Below are 19697 nucleotides of genomic sequence, written 5' to 3'. Positions count from 1 at the left end.
TCCCTTGATCGAGGCTGGTGGAGGCAGGTGGAAACGCCCTGCAAAGACGGCCATGACCGACCTCCTTCTCCTCGACCGGGAACACCCGGCTGCGCCCTCGCGCGGCACCATGCTCGACCGCGCCGACCCGGCCCGCAACCGATTTACCCGCCCGCCACCGCTACGCGACGACCGCCGGCGCGGCGCGGGGCTCAGGCGGCGAGCACCGCGGCGACGGCGGCGATCAGGCCGTCGACCGTGTACGTCGGGGCGAAGCGGCTGTCCGTCCAGGCCCGGCCCCGGTGCAGCCAGACGCTGGGCAGGCCCACCGCCGCCGCCCCGCCGATGTCCGCCTCCGGGCTGTCCCCCACCACCCAGGCGCCGCGCAACGGCATCCGGACCCGCCGGGCCGCCAGCGCGAAGATCCTCGGGTTGGGCTTGCTGACCCCGGCCTCCTCGGAGATCACCCAGTCGGCGACGTACCGGTCCAGGCCGGTGCGGCGGATCATCGCGTCCTGCTGGCGCACGGCCCCGTTGCTGACCACCACCGGCACCCAGCCGGCCCCGTCGGCGATGCGCAGCGCGCAGGCCACCAGCGGGTCGAGCCGGCTGTTGGCCAGCACCCCGGCGTGCAGTTCCTCCACCAGGTCGATCGAGGGGATGAGCAGCCCGTACCGGTCCCGGATCGCGTCCGCGACGTCCCAGCGTTCGGTCAGCCCGTCGGCGTCGATGGAGAGCAGCCAGTCGATGTCGGTGGCCGGGGCGCCGACGCCGTCGAGAAAGCGCTCGCCCCAGGCGCGGAACGGACCGGCCCGGTCGAGCAGGGTGTTGTCCAGGTCCAGCAGGAGCAGCGACACTCGGGCACCTTAAGGCAGACGAGCCGCCGTCCGACAGGGCCAGCCCACGACGACCTCGACCAGAGTCAGCCGCGCAGCGCCGCGCGGGCCGCCCCGGCGTCGGCGGGACGGTCGACCAACATCGAGTGCGCCGCCCGGGTGGCCGCGAGCACCGCCGGGTCGAGAACGGCCACCAGCACGTCCTCACCGGTGTCCGCACCCCTGGCCAGCGGCTGGCCCTGCGGGTCGTAGACCGCCGCGCCGCCGTTGAACCGCCACGGGTCCGCGCCGTCGACGGCGTTGGCGAACACGACGAACATGGTGTTGTCCAGGGCCCGGGCCGCGTAGTAGAGGTCCCTGCGGTGCGCGGAGCCGGCGAGGTAAGCGCTCGGGCAGAGGTAGCCGTGCGCCCCGTCGGACGCGGCGGCGCGGCCGTGCTCGGGGAAGCAGCCGTCGTAGCAGATGCCCAGGCCGAACCGCCAGTCGTCGACCAGCAGGGTCGCCCCGCGCCGGCCGGGCTGGAACAACTCGCGCTCGTCGCCCCAGAGCTGCTGCTTGTCGTACGCCGCGTGGGCGACGCCGGCGCGGTCGACGACCAGGGCGCAGATGGTCCGCCGGCCGTCCGGGTGCCGGACCGCCGCGCCGACCACCACGACCGCCGCGCCGTCTCGGGCGGCGGCCCGCAGCGGGTCGAGCCGGGCGTCGGGCACCGTGCCGTCCCCGGCCGCCGCGAGGTCGGTGCCGGCCGGATCGGCGGCCAGCGCCGGCAGATGGTACGCGGGCAGGAACAGCTCAGGCAGCACCACCACCCGCGCGCCCTCGGCGACGGCCCGGCCGGTGAGCCGGGCTGCGGCGACGGCGTTGCCGGCGACGTCCCCGGGCACCGGGTCGGCCTGGACGGCCGCCACGGTCAGCGGCGCGGCGGGCGGGGCGGGGGTGGTGGGCGGTGTCACCGGGCGATCGTAGCCGGCCACCGGGCGGCCGATCACCGCGTGCGGCCCCGCCGGGACCGGTCGCCGCAGCCGGTGCCGTCCCGACACGGGTTCCAAGCCGTACGTACGGTTTGCAGAGCGTCCGGGCACCTGACACGATCGTGCTGTGCCCAGAGTAAGTCAGGACCAGCTCGACGCCCGCCGGCAGGAGATCCTCGCCGCCGCCCGGGCGTGTTTCGCCCGGCACGGGTACGAGGGCGCCACGGTGCGGCGGCTGGAGGAGGCCACCGGGCTCTCCCGGGGCGCCATCTTCCACCACTTCCGGGACAAGGACTCGCTCTTCCTGGCCGTGGCCGAGGACGACGCGGCGGCGATGGTGGAGACGGTCGCCCGCAACGGCCTGGTCCAGGTGATGCGGGACCTGCTGGCCCGGGCCGTCTCGCCCGACACCACCGGCTGGCTGGGCAGCCAGTTGGAGGTGTCCCGGCGGCTGCGCACCGACCCCGCGTTCGCCCGGCGCTGGGCCGAGCGTTCCGCCGCCATCGCCGAGGCCACCCGGGAGCGGCTGGCCCGCCAGCGGGAGGCCGGCGTGCTCCGCGAGGACGTACCGATCGACGTGCTGGCCCAGTTCCTCGAACTCGCCTACGACGGCCTGGTGCTGCACCTGGCGATGGGGCGCCCGGCCGGCGACCTGGGCCCGGTGCTCGACCTGGTCGAGGAGGCCGTCCGCCGCCGCTGACCGGTGCCCGCCCGACCCGTCTCGGTCCGGTAACTGCGCCCCCGGCCGTGGCCCGGCGTGGCGAGCCTGTTCCACAATGGGTTCGCGTTCCCCTCGCGCGACAGGAGAGCAGCATGACCGTCCTCGCGGCGCCCGGCAACACCTGGGGCATCTCCGGACCCACCTTCCTCAGGGTCTACCTGCTGGCGGCCCTCGTGGTCGTCGCCGGCTCGATCATGCACCGGCGCCGGCTCCTCGCCGGGCCCCCGGCCACCAGCGTCGGCCAGCTCGGCCCCCAGCAGGTGGCCTTCCTCAACGGCGGCAACCAGCTCGCGATCTGGACCTCGCTCGGCGGGCTGCGCGGCACCGGGGTCGTCGGCGTCAAACCCGACCGGCGGCTGGCGGTCGGCGGCCAACTGCCGGCCGGGGCCACCCCGCTGGACCGGGCGGTCCACCACGCCGCCAGCCGCAACCTGTACGCCCGCGAGCTGGGCCGCGACGGGTGGGTGCTGCGGGCCCTCGAACAGCTTCGCGACGACCTGCAGCGGCAGGGCCTGGCGCTGACGCCGGCGCAGCGGTTCTCCGCCCGGCGCGGGTCGTTCATGCTGCTCTCGCTCGTCCTGCTCGGCGTGGTCCGGGTCGTCGCCGGGCTGGCCAACGACCGCCCGGTCGGCTTCCTGATCCTCGCCCTTGCCCCACTGGCGGTCGCCGCCGTGCTGATCGCCCGGGTGCCCTGGCGGACCCGGGCCGCCGACGTCGCCCTGCGCGAGCTGCGCCGGCGCAACCTGCACCTCGCCCCCACGTCCGCTCCCGCCTACGCCACCTACGGAGCGGCCGGCGCGGCGCTGGGCGTCGCCCTGTTCGGCACCGCCTCGCTCTGGGCGATGGACCCGGGCTTCGCCGAGCAGGCCGAGATCCAGCGGCAGGCGCTCTCCAGCGGCGGTACCTCCAGCGGCGGTACCTCGTGCGGCGGCGGCTCCAGTGGCGGCGGGGACGGCGGCGGGGGCGGATGCGGCGGCGGAGGCGGAGGCGGATGCGGCGGCGGGTGCGGGGGCGGATGCGGCGGATGACCGGCCCGGGAACCGCCACGACCGGCCCGGATGCCGGGGCTGCCGGCGCGGGCCGGGCCGGGGCCGGCGCGGGCGAGGTGGCCGGGGCCGGCCCGGGTCCGGCCGGGGTCGGCATCGGCTGGCGGCCGGAGATCGGCGGCTTCGTCGCCGACCTGCCGGGGCTGCGGTTCGTCGAGGTGGTGGCGGAGACCATCGCACCGCACGGGCCGCCGCCGGCCGGGCTCGCCGAGCTGGTCGAACGCGGTGTCACCGTCGTACCGCACGGGGTGAAGCTCTCCCTCGGCGGCGCGGAGCCGGTCGATCCGGCCCGGGTGTCCCACCTGGCGCGGGTGGCCGAGCTGGTCGGGGCGCCGCTGGTCAGCGAGCACATCGCCTTCGTCCGGGCCGGCGGGGTGGAGGCCGGTCACCTGCTGCCGCTGCCGCGCAGCCGGGAGGCCGTCGCCGCGGTGGTGGCCAACGTCCGCCGGGCGCAGGCCGAGCTACCGGTGCCGCTGGCGCTGGAGCCGATCGCGGCACTGTTCGACTGGCCGGACGACGAGCTGGACGAGGCGGACTTCCTCACCGAGATCCTGGACGCCACCGGTGCGACGCTGCTGCTGGACATCGCCAACGTGCACGCCAACGCGCGTAACCGGGGCACGGACCCGCTCGCCCTGCTGGACCGGCTGCCACTGGACCGGGTCGCGTACGTGCACGTCGCCGGCGGCGCCGAGCAGGGCGGCTTCTACCACGACACGCACACTCACCCGGTGCCGCCGGTCGTGCTCGACCTGGTCGGCGAGTTGTGCGCCCGGCACCGTCCGCCGGCGCTGCTGCTGGAGCGCGACGGCCACTGGCCGCCCGCGCCGGAGCTGCGCGCCGAGCTGGACGCGATCGCCGCCGCGTCCGGGTACCCGGTGGTGACGTGAGCGACGACCGGGGCCACCCCGCCCCGTCCGGCCGGTCCGGCGAGCTGGCCGCCCGGCAGGCCGAGCTGGTGGCGACCCTGGTCGCCGGCGGGCCGCTGCCTCCCGGGTTCGCCCCGGGGCCGGTCGACGCCGCCCGCCGGGCCCTGCTGCGCAAGCGGGCCGGCGACGTGGCCCGGCACTGGCCGCTGCTCGCCGCCGGACTCGGCGCGGCCTGGCCGGCCACGTTCACCGGGTGGGCGGCGGGCCGGCCCACCAACGGCTCGCTGCGCGACGGCTGGGATCTGGCCCGGGAGCTGCGCGAGCGGGGCGAGCTGCCGCCGTTGGGCGCCGAGGAGTTGGCCTGCCGGGAGGCGGCCAGCCGCTACGGCGGCGCGGGCCCGCCGCGCCGCCGCCGGCTGCCGGCCCTGGCCCGCACCGGCGGCGCCGTCGCGGTACAGCTCGCCGGCCGGGTACGCCTGCTGCGCCCGGCCCGCCGCTGACCGCGTCCCGCCGTGCGGCAGGATCGGTCTTATGGACTTGGGACTCACCGACCGGGTGTACGTGCTGACCGGCGCCTCGCGTGGGCTGGGCTTCGCCACCGCCGAGTGTCTCGTCGCCGACGGGGCGCGGGTGGTCGTCTCCGCCCGGGCCCCCGAGCGGGTGGCCGAGGCGGTGCAGCGGCTCGGCGGCCCGGAACGGGCCATCGGACTGGCCGCCGACCTGGCCGACCCGGCCACCCCCGAGCGGCTGGTCGCCGCCGCCCGGGAGCACTTCGGCCGGCTCGACGGCGCGCTGGTGTCGGTCGGCGGCCCGCCTCGGGGCACCGCGGCCGAGGCGACCGACGCGCAGTGGCGCGAGTCCTTCGAGACCGTCTTCCTCGGCACCGTCCGCACCGCCCGGACGGTCGCCGCCGGGCTGTCCGACGGAGGCGCGATCGGGCTGGTCCTGTCCAGCTCGGCGCGCAGCCCGCTGGCCGGACTGGGCATCTCCAACGGGCTGCGGCCGGGGCTGGCCGGGGTGGCCAAGGACATGGCCGACGAGTACGGCCCCCGGGGCGTGCGGGTCGTCGGCCTGCTGCCGGGGCGGATCATGACCGACCGGAACCGGGAGCTGCTCGCGGCCACCGGGGACGCGGGGCGGGCCCGGGCCGAGGCCGAGGCCGGCATCCCGCTGCGCCGCATCGGCGAGCCGGCGGAGTTCGGCCGGGTCGCCGCGTTCGTCCTCTCCCCCGCCGCCGGCTACCTGACCGGGATCACCCTCCCCGTCGACGGCGGCGCGCTGCGCGGCCTCTGATGGCCATCCACCGCCGGGAGCCGAGGACGGCCTCCCCGGCACCGACCGGGCCGGCCCAGACCCGAGCGGCCCAGACCCGAGCGACTCCGACCAGCGCGGCCCAGACCGGAGCGACACCGACCGGAGCGACACCGAGCCGGTCCGGCGGGGCGGACCGGGTTCGGCGGCCGACGCGGGAGGAACTGGCCGCCGCGGCGGACCGGACCATCCCCGACGTCATCGCGCCCGGGCTGACCGTGCTCTTCGTCGGGATCAACCCCGGGCTCTGGTCGGCCGCGACCGGCCGGCACTTCGCCCGGCCCGGCAACCGGTTCTGGCCGGCCCTGCACCGGGGCGGCTTCACCCCTCACCGGCTGCACCCGAGTGAGCAGGACACGCTGCCCGGGTACGGGCTGGGCATCACCAACATGGTGGACCGGGCCAGCGCCCGGGCCGACGAGCTGACCGCCGCCGAGCTGGTCGAGGGGGCGGAGGTCCTGGCCGACAAGGTACGGCGGCACCGGCCCGCGTGGGTGGCGGTGGTCGGGGTGACCGCGTACCGGATCGGGTTCGGCCGGCCGAAGGCGGCCTTCGGCCCGCAGCCGGAGCTGCTCGGCGACGCCCGGCTGTGGGTGCTGCCCAACCCGAGCGGACTGAACGCCCACTTCACGGCGGAGACCCTGGGCGCGGCCTTCGGCGAGCTGCGCGCCGCGACCGCCGGCCCGGCCTGACCCGGCACCGACGCCGGCAGGGCCAGCAGGGCCAGCAGGGCCGGGCCGGGCCGGTCAGTTGGCGGCGGCCGGGGGCATCGCCTCATCGGCGACGTAGGTGGCCATCGGCATGGTGATCACGGTCTCCGGCCCGGTCGCGTCCACGTACGGGGCGGGCGAGTCGGCCACCGCGAACTGGGTGCGGTACAACTCGGCGTAGAGCCCGCCGACGGCGACCAACTCCTCGTGCCGGCCCCGCTCGACGATCCGCCCCTCGTCGAGGACCAGGATCTGGTCGGCGTCCCGGACGGTGGAGAGCCGGTGCGCGATCACCAGCGCGGTACGCCCGGTCAGCGCCACCGACAGGGCCCGCTGCACCGCCGCCTCGCTCTCCGAGTCCAGGTGCGCGGTCGCCTCGTCGAGGATCACGATCGACGGGGCCTTGAGCAGCAGCCGGGCGATCGCGATGCGCTGCTTCTCGCCGCCGGAGAAGCGGTACCCCCGCTCGCCGACGGTGGTCTCCAGCCCGTCGGGCAGCGACCGGACCAGGTCGGCGACCTGCGCCCCGGCGAGGGCCGCCCAGATCTCGTCGTCGGTGGCGTCCGGTTTGGCGTAGCGCAGGTTCTCGGCGATCGTCTCGTGGAACAGGTGGGAGTCCTGGGTGACCACGCCGATCTCGTCGCGCAGCGAGGCGAGCGTGGCGTCCCGGACGTCGACCCCGCCGACCAGCACCTGGCCGTCGCTGACGTCGTAGATCCGGGAGATCAGCATGGACAGGGTGGACTTGCCGGCGCCGGACGGGCCGACCAGGGCCACCATCTGGCCCGGCTCGACGACGAACGAGACGCCCTTGAGCACCGGCTCGTTGACGGTGCGGTCCAGCGTGGTGACCTCCTCCAGGGAGGCCAGCGACACCTCGGCGGCGCTCGGGTAGCGGAACCGGACGTCGTGGAACTCGACCCGGCCGTTGCCGCGCGGCACGGCGACCGCGGCCGGCTTCTCCTCGATGCCGGGGCGCAGGTCGAGCACCTCGAAGACCCGGTCGAAGGAGACCAGCGCGCTCATCACGTCCACCCGGACGTTGGACAGCGCGGTCAGCGGGCCGTAGAGACGGGTGAGCAGGAGCGCCAGCGTCACCACCGTGCCGGCGCTGACGCTGCCGGTGACCGCGAGCCAGCCGCCGAGGCCGTAGGTGAGCGCCTGGGCCAGCGAGGCGACCAGCAGCATCGCCACGAAGAACGTCCGGGAGTACATGGCGGACTGGATGCCGATGTCGCGGACCCGCTCGGCCCGGCCGGCGAACCGGCGCGCCTCCACGTCGGGCGAACCGAACAGCTTGACCAGCAGCGCCCCGGACACCCCGAACCGCTCGGTCATCGTGGCGCTCATCTTGGCGTTGAGGTCGTACGACTCGCGGGTGATGTCGGCCAGCCGCCGGCCGACCCGGCGGGCCGGGATGATGAAGATCGGCAGCAGGATGAGCGACAGGACGGTGATCTGCCAGGACAGGGTCAGCATCACCGCGGCGGTGAGCACGAGCTGGATGACGTTGCTGACCACCCCGGAGAGGGTGGAGGTGAACGCCCGCTGGGCCCCCATCACGTCGTTGTTGAGCCGGCTGACCAGCGCGCCGGTCTGGGTGCGGGTGAAGAACTGCAGCGGCATCCGCTGGACGTGGTCGTAGACCCGGGTCCGCAGGTCGAGGATGATCCCCTCGCCGATCCGGGCCGAGTACCACCGCTGGGCCAGTGAGAAGAGCGCGTCGGCGACCGCCAGGGCGGCGATGACCAGGGCCAGCCGGACCACGGTCGACCCGGCGTCCGGGCCGCCGCGGCTGATCGCGTTGATCACGTCACCGGCGAGCACCGGGGTGGCGACGCCGATCACCGCGGCGATCACCACGGTGACCAGGAAGACCACCATGTCCCGCCGGTAGGGACGGGCGAACTCGACGATCCGCCGGGCGGTGCCCCGCTTGAGCCGGTGGGCGGAGATCTCGTCCCGGTTGCGCATCGACCGGATCATGTTCCAGCCGCCCATGCCGCCGTCAGACATCGCGCGTCACCTCCGGGTCGTGGGCGGACTCGTGCCGTCGGGTCGATTCTCCCGACGCCTACGACAACCTCGGCCGTAACCCGGTTTCTTCCCGGACCAGTCCTTACCGTTGCGCCCCGGTTGGCGAGACCGTTCCGCCCCGGTTTGGCGAGGCTATTCGCCCCGGCCGGCGAGGTCGCGTAGGCGACGGGTCTGTGCCTCGCGCTCGGCCCGCTGCTGCTCGGCGTGGGACCGGCCGGCGGCGCCGGCGAGCAGGGCCTTGATCTCCGTCACGGCGTTCCGGTCGTTGGCGAGCAGACCGGCGGTGAGGTCGCGCACGGCGGCGTCCAGCTCGGCGTTCGGCACCACCAGGGTGGCCAGCCCGAGCCGGTCGGCCTCCGCGGCGTCCATCCGCCGGCCGGTGGCGCAGATCTCCAGGGCACGGGCGTAGCCGACCAGCTCGACCAGCCGTCTGGTGCCGGCCAGGTCGGGGACGAGACCCAGGGTCACCTCGGCCATGGAGAACTTGGCGTCGGCCGCCAGCACCCGCAGGTCGCAGGCGAGCGCGAGCTGGAGGCCGGCGCCGATGGCGTGCCCCTGCACGGCCGCCACCGAGATCACGTCCGGCCGGTGCAGCCAGGTGAAGCCGCCCTGGAACTCCGCGATCCGGTCGGCGCACTCCTGCTCGGGCAGGGTGGCCAGCTCGGCGAAGGAGCCCGGGCCGGAGGAGCCGGCCACCGACAGGTCGAGGCCGGCGGAGAACGCCCGACCCTCGCCGCGCACGACGACGACACGCACGTCGCCGGGCAGGTCCCGCGAGTAGTCGCTCATCGCGCGCCACATCGCCGGGGTCTGGGCGTTGAGCACGTCGGGCCGGCACAACGTGACCGTCGCGACCGGCCCGTCGCAGTCGAGTCGTACCCCGGCCGCGCCGGGGGTCACCGGGCCGCCCGGGGGACGGCGCTGGTGGACGACGTCGGTGGGCGGGTCACGCCTTCTTGCGACGCCGGGCGCCACCGCGCTGACGCAACTGCACGCCGGACTCGGTCAGCACCCGGTGAATGAACCCGTAGGAACGCCCGGTGGAGGCCGCGAGCGCACGGATGCTCTCCCCCGAGGTGTACCGCTTTACCAGGTCCTTGGCGAGCGTCTGACGCTCGGCTCCGACGATCCGGCGACCCTTCTCAGTGCTGGTGGCTGTGCCAGTGGCTGCCATGCTGATTCCTCACGTCCCAGACTGTGCGGTTCGGATACGGTCCCACCTATTAGACCGCCTCGAACGATCATGCGCCAGATATCAACTATTCGCCAACCGACACGCTATGCAGTGTCGGTTACCCGATAGGGTGACGACGACGGCCGGCTGACGGCGCCACCACGGCGCCGGGCCCCGGCCGGGCCGGGCGCGGCGGCCGTACCCTGCCTGGCGTGACCGACCTGATCGCGACCGCAGCCGGCGCGGCGCTGGTGTTCGCCGCCACCAACGTCGACGACGTCATCGTGCTGACCCTGCTCTTCGTGGCCGCCCGGAGCACCGGGAGCGCCCGGCCGTGGCACATCGTCGGTGGCCAGTACCTGGGCATCGGCGCGCTGGTCGTCGCCGCCGTGGTGGCCGCCGCCGGGCTGCTCGTGGTGCCCGACCCGTGGACCGGCCTGCTCGGCCTGCTGCCGATCGCGCTCGGCGTGCGCGCCCTGCTGGCCCGGCGCGACGACGCCGAGCCGCCGGTCGTGGTCGGCGGGCTGCTCGGGGTGGTGGGGGTGACGATCGCCAACGGCGCCGACAACATCGCCGTGTACGTGCCGGTGTTCCGCGCCCTCGACCCGGTCGACGGACTGGTCTGGCTGGTGGTGTTCGCGGTGCTGGTCGGGCTGTGGTGCGCGGTCGCCGCCGGCCTCGGCGGCCACCCGGCGGTGGTCCGGCTGGTCGACCGGGCCGGTCACTGGCTGGTCCCGGCCGTCTTCGTCGCGATCGGCGTGGTGATCCTGGTCAGCTCCGGCGTACTGACCCACCTGGCCACCTGAACCCGCCGCCCCGCCCCGGTGGACACGGAATCCGTGCCGCTTCGCGAAAGGTGCATGAAGTCGCATTCCGCCCGGCACGGCCCCGTGGTCGACCCGGCGCGGGCGGACTCAGGCCAGCTCGACCAGTTCGAGCAGGTCGTCGCTCCAGGCGTCCTCGTCGCCGTCGGGGAGCAGGATCGCCCGGTCCGGCTTGAGCGCCAGCACCGCGCCCGGGTCGTGGGTGACCAGCACGATCGCGCCCGGGTAGTTCGCGATGGCGTCGAGCACCTGCTCCCGGCTGACCGGGTCGAGGTTGTTCGTCGGCTCGTCGAGCAGCAGCACGTTCGCGCCGGAGCAGACCAGGGTGGACAGGGCCAGCCGGGTCTTCTCCCCGCCGGAGAGGACCCCGGCCGGCTTGTTCACGTCCTCGCCGGAGAACAGGAACGCGCCGAGGATCTTCCGCAGCTCGGTGTCGGTCTGCTCGATGGCGGCGGCGCGCATGTTCTCCAGCACCGTCCGGTCCACGTCCAGGGTCTCGTGCTCCTGGGCGTAGTAGCCCAGCCGCAGCCCGTGCCCGGCGTGCACCTCGCCGGTGTCCGGCTTGAGCAGGCCGCCGAGCATCCGCAGCAGGGTGGTCTTGCCGGCGCCGTTGAGGCCGAGGATGGCCACCCGGGAGCCCCGGTCCACCGCCACGTTGACGTCGGTGAAGATCTCCAGCGAGCCGTACGACTTGGACAGGCCGGACGCGGTGAGCGGCGTCTTGCCGCACGGGGCGGGGCTCGGGAAGCGAACCTTGGCCACCTTGTCGGAGACCCGGACCTCCTCCAGTCCGGAGATCAGCTTCTCGGCCCGGCGGGCCATGTTCTGCGCGGCGACGGTCTTGGTGGCCTTGGCCCGCATCTTGTCGGCCTGGGCCATCAGCGCGCCGGCCTTCTTCTCGGCATTGGCCCGCTCCCGGCGGCGGCGCCGCTCGTCGGTCTCCCGCGCCTCCAGGTACGCCTTCCAGCCCAGGTTGTAGACGTCGACCACCGAGCGGGTGGCGTCGAGGAACCAGACCTTGTTGACCACCGACTCCAGCAGCGCGCCGTCGTGGGAGATCACGATCAGCCCGCCCTTGTGGTTGGCGAGGAACCCGCGCAGCCAGGTGATCGAGTCGGCGTCGAGGTGGTTGGTCGGCTCGTCGAGCAGCAGGATGCCGCCGCCGTTCTCGCCGGCGTCGCGGAACAGGATCCGGGCCAGCTCGATGCGGCGGCGCTGACCGCCGGAGAGGGTGCCGATGGTCTGGGCGAGGGCCCGGTCCGGCAGGCCGAGGTTGGCGCAGATCCGGGCGGCCTCGGCCTCGGCCGCGTACCCGCCGAGGGAGGCGAACTGGTCCTCCAACGCGCCGTAGCGGCGGACCAGCTTGTCGTCGGCGCCGTCGGCCAGCCGGGCCTCGATCTCCTGCATCTGGGCCATCAGCACGTCCAGGCCCCGGGCCGAGAGCACCCGGTCGCGGCCGGTGACCTCCAGGTCGCCGGTGCGCGGGTCCTGCGGCAGGTAGCCGATGGCGCTGCGCCGGTCGAGCTGACCGGCGTACGGCTGCCCCTCCCCCGCCAGCACCTTCAGGGTGGTGGTCTTGCCGGCGCCGTTGCGGCCGACCAGGCCGATGCGGTCGCCCGGCTGCACCCGCAGGGTGGTGTCGGACAGCAGGATCCGGGCGCCGGCGCGCAACTCCAGGCCGGTGGCAGTGATCATGTCGAAGGCTCGCTCTCGGGGTCTGGAAGGGCTGACTCAGGGCACGCGAAAGCGCCGGCGGGTCGGTGGTTCCCGTCGGCGCGGGGCGGTTCAGCCTTCGCAGAGCAGCACGCCGCAATTGTACCGGGCGCCCCGGAGCGCGCCGCCCGGATTACCAGGCAAGATCATCGGGTACCGAAAACGGCGTCCGGACCGGTCCGGTACCGCAACCGCCAAACGTGATGAATCGTGATCGGGGTCAACATGGAGCTGAACGAGAACGCGCAGGTCGACACCAGTCAGGTGGACGATCGGCGGGGGTCCGGGGGAGGCGGCGGCCTGGGTGGCATCCCCATCCCGATCGGCGGTGGGCGCGGCGGCCTCGTCGGCATCATCGTCGCGGTGCTGATCGCCCTGGTCGGCGGCGGCGTCGGACTCAACGCGATGACCGGGGGCGACGACGCCAGCCAGGGCGACAACACCTCGCTGGAGCAGAAGTGTTCGGCCGACGACGCGCTGAAGCAGCTCGACTGCCGCAACACCCTGTACGTCAACTCGATCCAGGCGTACTGGCGCAGCGCGCTGCCCGAGGTCTTCGGCGAGCAGTACCAGCCCTCGAAGACCGTCTTCTTCAGCCGGGGCGTCAACACCGGCTGCGGCCAGGCGGACTCCGGCGTCGGGCCGTTCTACTGCCCCGCCGACGACCTGGTCTACATCGACCTGACCTTCTACCAGCAGCTCGCCGGCCAACTCGGCGCGAAGGGCGAGTTCGCCCAGCCGTACGTGCTGGCCCACGAGTACGGCCACCACGTGCAGGACCTGCTCGGCACCGAGGCCCAGATGCGTCGCGAACAGCAGCGCGACCCGGGCAACGCGAACGCGCTCTCGGTGAAGTTGGAGTTGCAGGCCGACTGCTACGCCGGCGCCTGGGCCAAGAACGCCACCGGCACCGCCGACGAGCAGGGCCAGAAGATCTTCACCAGCATCACCGAGCAGGACATCCAGCAGGCCATCGACACCGCGGAGAAGATCGGCGACGACGCCATCCAGCAGCGCTCCGGCCGGCCGGTGAACCCGGACGAGTTCACCCACGGCACGTCGCAGCAGCGCAGGCAGTGGTTCACCAAGGGGTACGACACCGGGGACCCGAAGTCCTGCGACACCTTCGGCGGCGGCCGCTGAGCCGCCCCGTGCCCACCGCCGGCGGGCGGGCCCGGTCGCCTCGGCGGCCGGGCCCGTCCGTCTTCGGGGAGCGGGCGGGGTTCAGACCCGCTGCCAGAGGGCGGGGACGGTCGGCGGTTCCCAACCCGCCTGGGCGGTGTGCGCCTGTAGGCACCGGTACGACTGGCCGCCGTAGGTCACCGTCGCCCCGGCGGCGTACGGGGTGCCCGCCTGCCAGGTCGTGTCACCAGGCGGATTGCCGGTGCCGGTGGGGGTGGGCGTCGGGTCCGGGCCGCCGCCGGAGGTGATCAGGCTCAGCCCGTAGGCGGCCAGGATCGGGTTGACCGGCTGGAAGTACATGGTGCCGCCGCTGGTGCAGTTGCCCGAGCCGCCGGAGGTGACCCCCTGGGCCTGGGCGCCGGCCAGCCAGGAGCCGCCCGAGTCGCCCGGCTCGGCGCAGGCGTTGCTGCGGGTCAGGCCCGAGACGGTGCCCTCCGGGTAGGTGACGGAGGCGTTCTTCTGCTGGATGGTGCCGCAGCGCCAGCCGGTGGTGGAGCCGGACCGGCAGACCGCCGCGCCGACGGCGGCCTCCGTGCTGCCGGCCACGGCGACCGTGCCGCCGTTGTACTGGTTGACCAGGCCGCGCGGGGTGTTGCCGGCGTCCACCTGCACCCAGGCGTAGTCGCGGCCGGGGAAGGTGGAGCCCCGGAACGTGCCGCCCGGCTGGGAGGTCCGGGCGCCCGTCCGGCCACAGTGCCCGGCCGTGACGAACCCGCCCTGCACGGAGAAGCCGACCGAGCAGCGGCTGCTGCCGATGTAGTACGCGTTGCCGCCGATCACGTCGGCGTACGGCCGGGGGTTCTCCGTGCTGGCCTGGACCCGGACGGTGCCGGCCGGCGCCCCGGCGGCGAACGCCTCGGCGGCGGCGCCGCCCCCGGGGCGGGCCAGCACCACGACGCTGTTCGTGGGCAGGTCGGCGTACCAGCCGACCACCGCCTCGGGCGCGGCCTCCGCCCGCTGGTTCAGCCGGTCCACGACCGCCGTCAGGGCCTGCTCGCCGTGCCGCACCCGGACCGGGACGACGCCGAGAGCACGCGCGGTCGCCGCGTCGGCGGCGGTGGTCACGCCGGCGGCGACAGCGCCGTCGCCCGCCACCCAGGTTCCGCCGTAACGGCTGCCGAGGGTCGCGCTCAGCACCTGCTGGGCGCGGCCGGCCCGGGCGTCGGCGTCGAGTCGGGCACGGGCCTGGGCCGGGGTCAGCCGCAGGTCCCGCTGGAGCGCGGCGAACATCTCGGGCGCGATGCCGTCGGGAGCGACGGCGGCGGCCGGGCCGCCGGGGGCCGAACCGGCACCGGGGGCGGCCTGCGCGGCCAGGGTGAAGGTGAGCACCGTGGCGGCGGCACCCAGGAGGGTGGCGGCCAGGGTGGCTGGTCGTCGGCGCATGGGGGATCTCCTCGCGGACAGGGGGGAGGGACCGGGCTGCGGCGACGGGCGCGGTCGCCCGCCCACCGCGCTACCGGCGAGCTAACATTTGTTGTTAACTCTGTTGCCAGTACGGTAAGTGAGGCATACCCATGCGTCAATAAGCCCGCCGGTCAGCCGCATCCGACTGCCACGACCGCCTGGAGTGGCCGTTGTCCACCTCGCCCCGACCCGGCCCGGCCCGCCGCCGGGCAACCCCCGGCCCACCACCGGAGCTGCCCCGGCACGCGCTGGACGTCCCCGCGCCCGACGAGCTGCCGCTCGCCGTCGGCTCCTTCGCCGAGATCGGGCCGCTGTCGCGCGCCGACTTCCCGCACCGGCACACCTTCTACGAGCTGGCGTACGTGACCCACGGGCGCGCCACCCACGTCGTCGACCTCGTCGCGTACGCCGTCCGGCCGCCCCAGCTCTTCCTCGTCACCCCCGGCCAGGTGCACCACTGGCGCGACGCGGACGACCTGCGGGGGCACGTCGTGCTGTGCACCCCCGAGTTCCTGCTGACCGACCCGGCCGACCGGGACGCGCTGCACCGCTCGGGCCAGCGCTCGTGGCACCCACGCGACGCCGCGCACGCGGCCCGGATCCGGTCGCTGCTGGACCGGATGACCGGGGAACGACGCCGGGCCGAGCCGGGCTGCCGCAGCGTGCTGCGGGCGTACCTGCACATCCTCATCGCCGAGGTGGGCCGGTCGACGCCGGCCGGGCCGGCGGGCCACCCGGCCGGGGACACCCCCGCCCCCATCGGCCGGGCCGTGGCGGTGGCCCGCCGCTTCGACGCGCTGCTCGCCGAGCCGGCCCTGCTCGGCGAGCCGCCCCGCGCCTACGCGCGCCGCCTCGGCGTCTCGGTGCGGCACCTCAACGAGGCGGTCCCCCGGGCCACCGGCGCCACCCCGGCCCAGCTCATCCGCCAGGCCCGGGTGCTGGAGGCCAAGCGGCTGCTGGTGCAGACCGACCTCACCGTGGCCCGGATCGCCGACCGGCTGGGCTTCGCCGACGCCGCCTACTTCTGCCGGTTCTTCCGCCGCGAGGTCGGCGACACCCCCGGCGGCTTCCGCCGGCACGGCGGAAAACACCACGACCCGGGCGCCGAACACATCGACGCTGACGGATAGTCATCCCTAGGGTCGGGGCAGCGGGGCCGGCCCGGCCGGGTCGGCCCCGGATTTCCCCTCCGAGCGACAAGGAGCTGCCATGACCGGCGCATCCACCGGCGCGGACGAGCCCCGCGACACCAGCGGTGTCACCCGCAAGACCGTGCTGAGGGCCGTGGCCCTCACCCTGCCCGCGCCCCTGCTGATCGGCGGCGCGGCGCGGGCGCTGGCGACGGCCGGCGGCCCCGCCGGACCGGCGCTGACGCCCACCCCGATGTGCGACGACGGCGACGACCCGACGCCGCCGCAGATCGAGGGCCCCTACTTCAAGCCCAACTCGCCGCGCCGCACCTCGCTGATCGAGGCCGGCACCGTCGGCACCCGGCTGACCCTCAGCGGCTACGTCTTCGGCCTGGGTTGCCAGGCGATCCCCAACGTGTTGCTGGACTTCTGGCAGGCCGACACGAACGGCGGCTACGACAACACCGGCTACCGGATGCGCGGGCACCAGTTCACCGACGCGTCCGGCGGGTACCGGTTGACCACGATCGTGCCGGGCCTCTACCCCGGACGGACCCGGCACATCCACGTCAAGGTCCAGGCCCCGGGCCGGCCGGTGCTCACCACCCAGCTCTACTTCCCCGGCGAGCCCCGCAACAACACCGACTCGCTGTTCGACCCGGCCCTGCTGATGACCGTGCGGACGGTGGACGGCGGCCGGGAGGCCAGCTTCGACTTCGTGCTCAACGTGCCGCAGACCCCCGGACCCACCACCAGCCCCACCGGCACCCCGCCGCCGACGGGAACCTGGGCGGTGGGTACCGCGTACCAGGCCGGCAACCGGGTGACGTACGGCGGGGCCGGCTACCGCTGCCTCCAGCCGCACACCGCACAGGTGGGCTGGGAGCCGCCGAACACGCCCGCGCTCTGGGCCCGCGACTGAGCGGCCCGCCCGCCGAGGCGGGGCACGGCGGGCGGTATGGGCCCTGATCACAGGGTCAGCGCGGCGGGCGGCCCGCCACACCCGGGAGCAGACGGTGGATGGGCGTCAGGTGGCCGGGCGCACCGCCGAGGGTGGGCGCTCACCGAGCCGTTCCACCTCGCGCAGCCCCTCGCGCATCAGGTCCAGCGCCTCGGCGGGCCGGCCGGCGCGGGCGAGGTGGTCGGCCAGCGCCAGCACGGTGCCGGCCAGCTCGCGCCGCCGGCCGGCCGTGCGGAACCCCTCGACCGCCGCCCGCAGGTACCGCTCGGCCCCGGGCCCGTCGCCGGCGTCCGCGCGGAGCAGTCCGCGCACCCGCGCCGCCCGGGCCGCGCCGGGGCCCTCCCCCTCCCGGTCCAGCACCTCTCCCACCAGCGCGTCCGCCGTCGCCGGCCGCCCGAGCGCCCGGTACGCCTCGGCCAGTTCGACCGCGGCCTCCCCGGCCAGCCCCGGCTGGCCGGCGGCGCGCAGCGCGTCGTACGCGGTGGTGAGGTCGGCCAGTGCGCCCGGGACGTCCCCGGCGGCCCACCGGCCGCGCCCGCGCGCCCGGTGGCACGACGCCAACTGGACGTGCAGCGTGGCCTGCCGGGCGGCCTGCCGGGCCTGTTCCACCGCCGTGGCCGCCTCCGCCGTGCGGGCGCACGCCAGCAGGCTGGCCGCCACCGTCAGGTGCAGCCCGGCCACCCGGACCGGCTCGGCCAGCACCGCCAGGGCCAGGGCCCCCGCCGCCGCCTCCGCCGCCGCCGGCTCGTCGTCGAGCTGGAGGTGGCAGACCGCCAGCTCCGCGTGCAGGGTCAGCAGCGCGGCGGGGTCCGGGTAGCCGTCCCGCACCAGCCCGTCCCGGGCCGACGCCAGCAGATACGTCGCGTACCGCAGGTCGCCGCCGCGGCCCACCAGCACCGCGCGGACGGCGGTCGCCTCGGCGCGGACGTGCGGTGCCGCCTCCGTCAACAGTTCCTCGGCCCGGTCCACCTGCGCCGCCGCCTCGCCGGTGTCCCCCCGCCGCAGGGCGAGGCCGGCGAGGCCGAGCCGGGCCCGGGCGACCAGGACCGGGGCGTCCAGCGGTGCGGCGGCCGAGATCACCTCCTGGTAGCCCGCGCCGGCCCCGGCGGGATCGGCCGGCCCGGCGCAGTCGGCCTCGACCAGCCGCAGGTGCAGGCGCACCACCTCGGCCGGGGAGCGGCCGGTGGTCAGGTCGGCCGGGGTGACCCCGAGCCGCTCGGCGAAGTGGGCGACGGCGTCGGCCGAGGGGGTCCGCCGGCCGCTCTCCACGGCGGAGACGTAGGCCGGGGTGTAGCGCGGCTGCGCCAGGGCGCGCTGGGTGAGCCCCCGGGCGACGCGCAGCCGCGCGACGCGGGCGCCCACCTCGTCCCGCCGCGGCGTCACCGCCGCCGCCCCGCCGCGCGCCGGCCGCTCAGGTCGGTCGCTCCGCGGCGCCCCGCCACGCGTCGACCACTCACGTCAGTCGCTCCGCCGCGCGCAGGCCCCGGCGCAGCACCTCGGCCGCCCCCGCGCGGTCCCCCTCGGTGAGCAGCGACTCGCCGAGGTGCCGGCAGGCGACGACGACCTCCCCCATCAGCCCGGCCTGCTCGTACCGGTCGGCCGCGCGGGACAGCAGCCGGCGGGCGTCGGCGCCGGCGCCCCGGGCCGCGCGGACCAGGCCGAGCACGAGGTCGGCCTCCGCCATCAGCTCCCGGTGCCGGCACTCGGCCGCCGTCCGGGCGGCCTCCCCGGCCAGCTCCTCCGCCTCGTCCAGGGCACCCTCGCGGCGGCGGGACTCGGCCAGCTCCAGGGTCGCCCCCGTGTGGTCGAGCACCGCGCCGACCGCGCCGAGCATCTCCCGGGCCCGGCGCAGCTCCGGAGCGGCCTCGGCGGGGCGCCCGGCCCGGCGCAGGACGTACCCCCGGGCCCAGTGACACAGCGCGATCTCCCGGGTGAGCCCCAGCTCGGCGTAGCGGCGGACCGCCTCGCGCAGGTAGCGGTCGGCCTCGGCCAGCTCGCCGTCGCGCCGGAGCTGGCCCGCGACGGCGTAGAACTGGGCCACCCACTCGCCCCGGGTGGCCCGGCTCAACAGCGGCAGCGCGTCCCGCTCCAGCCGGCGGGCCCGGTGCCGCCAGCTCAGCTCGAGAAACGTGTACATCAACGCGTTGGTCAGCCGCAGCTCGGCGTCGGGATCCACCGGCGGCGCCGCCCGCAACGCCCGCAGCCCGTCCTCCAGGACGGCCACCGCGCGGGGGGCGTCCCCGTCGACGAGCAGGCAGTAGGACTGCCGGGCGAGCACCGCGGCACGCAGCGCCGGGCAGTGCGCCGGCGGCTGCGCCGCCAGCCGCGCGTAGCCGGCCGCGGCGGCCGGGGCCAGGCCCCGGTGCAGATCCGCCTCCGCCGCGTAGTACCGCGCCCAGCCGCCCAGCTCCGGCAGGTGGTAGTCGTCGGCCCGGCGGCGGATGTCGGCGAGCGCGCGGTCGGCGGCGTCGAGGTCGCCGGCCGACAGGGCGCGCCGGGCGGTCGCCAGCTCCCCCGCCAGCCGGGCCGCCGCCTCGGCCGGCCGCCCGTGGCGCAGGTCGTCCACCGGCAGCCCGAGCCGGTCGGCGACGTGGGCCAGCGCCTCCGGGCTGGGGGTACGGGTGCCGGACTCGATCGCGCCGAGGAACGCCCGGGTGTACCGGGGCTCGGCTACCTGCTGCTGGGTCAGCCCCCGGGCCGTGCGCAGGCGGCGGATCCGGTCACCGAGACGCTCCCCGTCCGGGCCGGCGCCACCGGCGACGCCGTCCGTCGCCTCCATCCCGACCCCCTTCGCGCGCTGCCGCCAGCCTAGCGGCCCGGGCACGCGCG

General features: G+C 75.7%; 19 protein-coding genes. 10 read left to right on the top strand and 9 right to left on the bottom strand.

Annotated elements, in window-relative coordinates; all coding sequences use genetic code 11:
- Positions 1-191: 191 nt before the first annotated feature.
- Together OOK41_RS12790 and OOK41_RS12785 are read right to left on the bottom strand one after the other, a co-directional pair.
- Positions 192-836 carry an HAD family hydrolase gene (locus OOK41_RS12790; RefSeq protein WP_117669696.1) on the bottom strand — a complete coding sequence of 215 codons (645 nt, stop codon included), beginning with the start codon at positions 834-836 and terminating at the stop codon, positions 192-194.
- A gap of 65 nt (positions 837-901) precedes the next feature.
- Positions 902-1768: a carbon-nitrogen hydrolase family protein gene (locus OOK41_RS12785; RefSeq protein WP_266264808.1), complete on the bottom strand. Its 867-nt coding sequence runs from the start codon at positions 1766-1768 to the stop codon at positions 902-904.
- A gap of 145 nt (positions 1769-1913) precedes the next feature.
- Between OOK41_RS12785 and OOK41_RS12780 the strand changes: the two genes are divergently transcribed.
- The 6 genes from OOK41_RS12780 to mug all read left to right on the top strand — a co-directional run bounded on the left by OOK41_RS12780 (position 1914) and on the right by mug (position 6425).
- Complete coding sequence (locus OOK41_RS12780; RefSeq protein WP_117669697.1) at positions 1914-2486, top strand: TetR/AcrR family transcriptional regulator; 573 nt, start codon at positions 1914-1916, stop codon at positions 2484-2486.
- Between the two features lie 113 nt (positions 2487-2599).
- A complete protein-coding gene (locus OOK41_RS12775) occupies positions 2600-3535 on the top strand; it encodes a TIGR04222 domain-containing membrane protein (protein WP_266264805.1) in 936 nt (311 codons plus the stop codon).
- Positions 3532-4443, top strand: a complete 912-nt coding sequence (locus tag OOK41_RS12770; RefSeq protein ID WP_266264803.1) for a DUF692 domain-containing protein — start codon at positions 3532-3534, stop codon at positions 4441-4443. Before OOK41_RS12775 ends, OOK41_RS12770 begins: the two co-directional genes overlap by 4 nt.
- The gene (locus OOK41_RS12765; RefSeq protein WP_266264801.1) at positions 4440-4922 is read left to right on the top strand and encodes a hypothetical protein; all 483 of its coding nucleotides are present in this window, start codon (positions 4440-4442) and stop codon (positions 4920-4922) included. The genes OOK41_RS12770 and OOK41_RS12765 overlap by 4 nt, the downstream gene beginning before the upstream one ends.
- A 31-nt stretch (positions 4923-4953) precedes the next feature.
- Positions 4954-5715, top strand: a complete 762-nt coding sequence (locus tag OOK41_RS12760; protein WP_266264799.1) for an SDR family oxidoreductase — start codon at positions 4954-4956, stop codon at positions 5713-5715.
- On the top strand, positions 5715-6425 hold the full coding sequence (mug, locus tag OOK41_RS12755; protein WP_323136161.1) for a G/U mismatch-specific DNA glycosylase: 711 nt from the start codon (positions 5715-5717) through the stop codon (positions 6423-6425). The genes OOK41_RS12760 and mug overlap by 1 nt, the downstream gene beginning before the upstream one ends.
- A gap of 54 nt (positions 6426-6479) precedes the next feature.
- Here the strand turns inward: mug and OOK41_RS12750 are convergent, their stop codons facing one another.
- The 3 genes from OOK41_RS12750 to OOK41_RS12740 form a co-directional block, all read right to left on the bottom strand.
- Complete coding sequence (locus OOK41_RS12750) at positions 6480-8459, bottom strand: ABC transporter ATP-binding protein (RefSeq protein WP_266264798.1); 1980 nt, start codon at positions 8457-8459, stop codon at positions 6480-6482.
- A 153-nt stretch (positions 8460-8612) separates the two neighbouring features.
- Positions 8613-9380 (bottom strand): enoyl-CoA hydratase/isomerase family protein, encoded by a 768-nt coding sequence (locus tag OOK41_RS12745; RefSeq protein ID WP_266267801.1) that lies wholly within the window; start codon positions 9378-9380, stop codon positions 8613-8615.
- A gap of 46 nt (positions 9381-9426) precedes the next feature.
- The gene (locus OOK41_RS12740) at positions 9427-9654 is read right to left on the bottom strand and encodes a helix-turn-helix domain-containing protein (protein WP_007462679.1); all 228 of its coding nucleotides are present in this window, start codon (positions 9652-9654) and stop codon (positions 9427-9429) included.
- Between the two features lie 212 nt (positions 9655-9866).
- Here OOK41_RS12740 and OOK41_RS12735 point away from each other — a divergent pair, with 212 nt between their 5' ends.
- Positions 9867-10460, top strand: coding sequence for a cadmium resistance transporter (locus OOK41_RS12735; protein WP_266264796.1), 594 nt, complete (start codon positions 9867-9869; stop codon positions 10458-10460).
- A 108-nt stretch (positions 10461-10568) separates the two neighbouring features.
- Here the strand turns inward: OOK41_RS12735 and OOK41_RS12730 are convergent, their stop codons facing one another.
- Positions 10569-12173 carry an ABC-F family ATP-binding cassette domain-containing protein gene (locus tag OOK41_RS12730; RefSeq protein ID WP_117669704.1) on the bottom strand — a complete coding sequence of 535 codons (1605 nt, stop codon included), beginning with the start codon at positions 12171-12173 and terminating at the stop codon, positions 10569-10571.
- Between the two features lie 243 nt (positions 12174-12416).
- Here OOK41_RS12730 and OOK41_RS12725 point away from each other — a divergent pair, with 243 nt between their 5' ends.
- Positions 12417-13334, top strand: coding sequence for a neutral zinc metallopeptidase (locus OOK41_RS12725; RefSeq protein WP_266267799.1), 918 nt, complete (start codon positions 12417-12419; stop codon positions 13332-13334).
- 81 nt (positions 13335-13415) lie between these two features.
- Here OOK41_RS12725 and OOK41_RS12720 read toward each other — a convergent pair whose 3' ends face one another.
- The gene (locus OOK41_RS12720) at positions 13416-14756 is read right to left on the bottom strand and encodes a carbohydrate-binding protein (RefSeq protein ID WP_117669707.1); all 1341 of its coding nucleotides are present in this window, start codon (positions 14754-14756) and stop codon (positions 13416-13418) included.
- 191 nt (positions 14757-14947) lie between these two features.
- Here OOK41_RS12720 and OOK41_RS12715 point away from each other — a divergent pair, with 191 nt between their 5' ends.
- Positions 14948-15907, top strand: a complete 960-nt coding sequence (locus OOK41_RS12715; protein ID WP_266264794.1) for a helix-turn-helix domain-containing protein — start codon at positions 14948-14950, stop codon at positions 15905-15907.
- Between the two features lie 79 nt (positions 15908-15986).
- Positions 15987-16829, top strand: coding sequence for a carbohydrate-binding protein (locus OOK41_RS12710; RefSeq protein ID WP_117669708.1), 843 nt, complete (start codon positions 15987-15989; stop codon positions 16827-16829).
- Between the two features lie 105 nt (positions 16830-16934).
- Here OOK41_RS12710 and OOK41_RS12705 read toward each other — a convergent pair whose 3' ends face one another.
- Both OOK41_RS12705 and OOK41_RS12700 read right to left on the bottom strand, forming a co-directional pair.
- Positions 16935-18251: a helix-turn-helix domain-containing protein gene (locus tag OOK41_RS12705; RefSeq protein WP_266264793.1), complete on the bottom strand. Its 1317-nt coding sequence runs from the start codon at positions 18249-18251 to the stop codon at positions 16935-16937.
- A 70-nt stretch (positions 18252-18321) separates the two neighbouring features.
- Entirely contained in the window at positions 18322-19647 is a 1326-nt protein-coding gene (locus tag OOK41_RS12700) for a helix-turn-helix transcriptional regulator (RefSeq protein WP_266264791.1), read from the bottom strand.
- Between the last annotated feature and the right edge of the window lie 50 nt (positions 19648-19697).

This window comes from Micromonospora sp. NBC_01655 (genome assembly GCF_026339755.1).
Classification (GTDB): domain Bacteria; phylum Actinomycetota; class Actinomycetes; order Mycobacteriales; family Micromonosporaceae; genus Micromonospora.
Note: the sequence above shows the minus strand (reverse complement) of the source record. Positions and strands in the feature narration are given on the sequence as shown.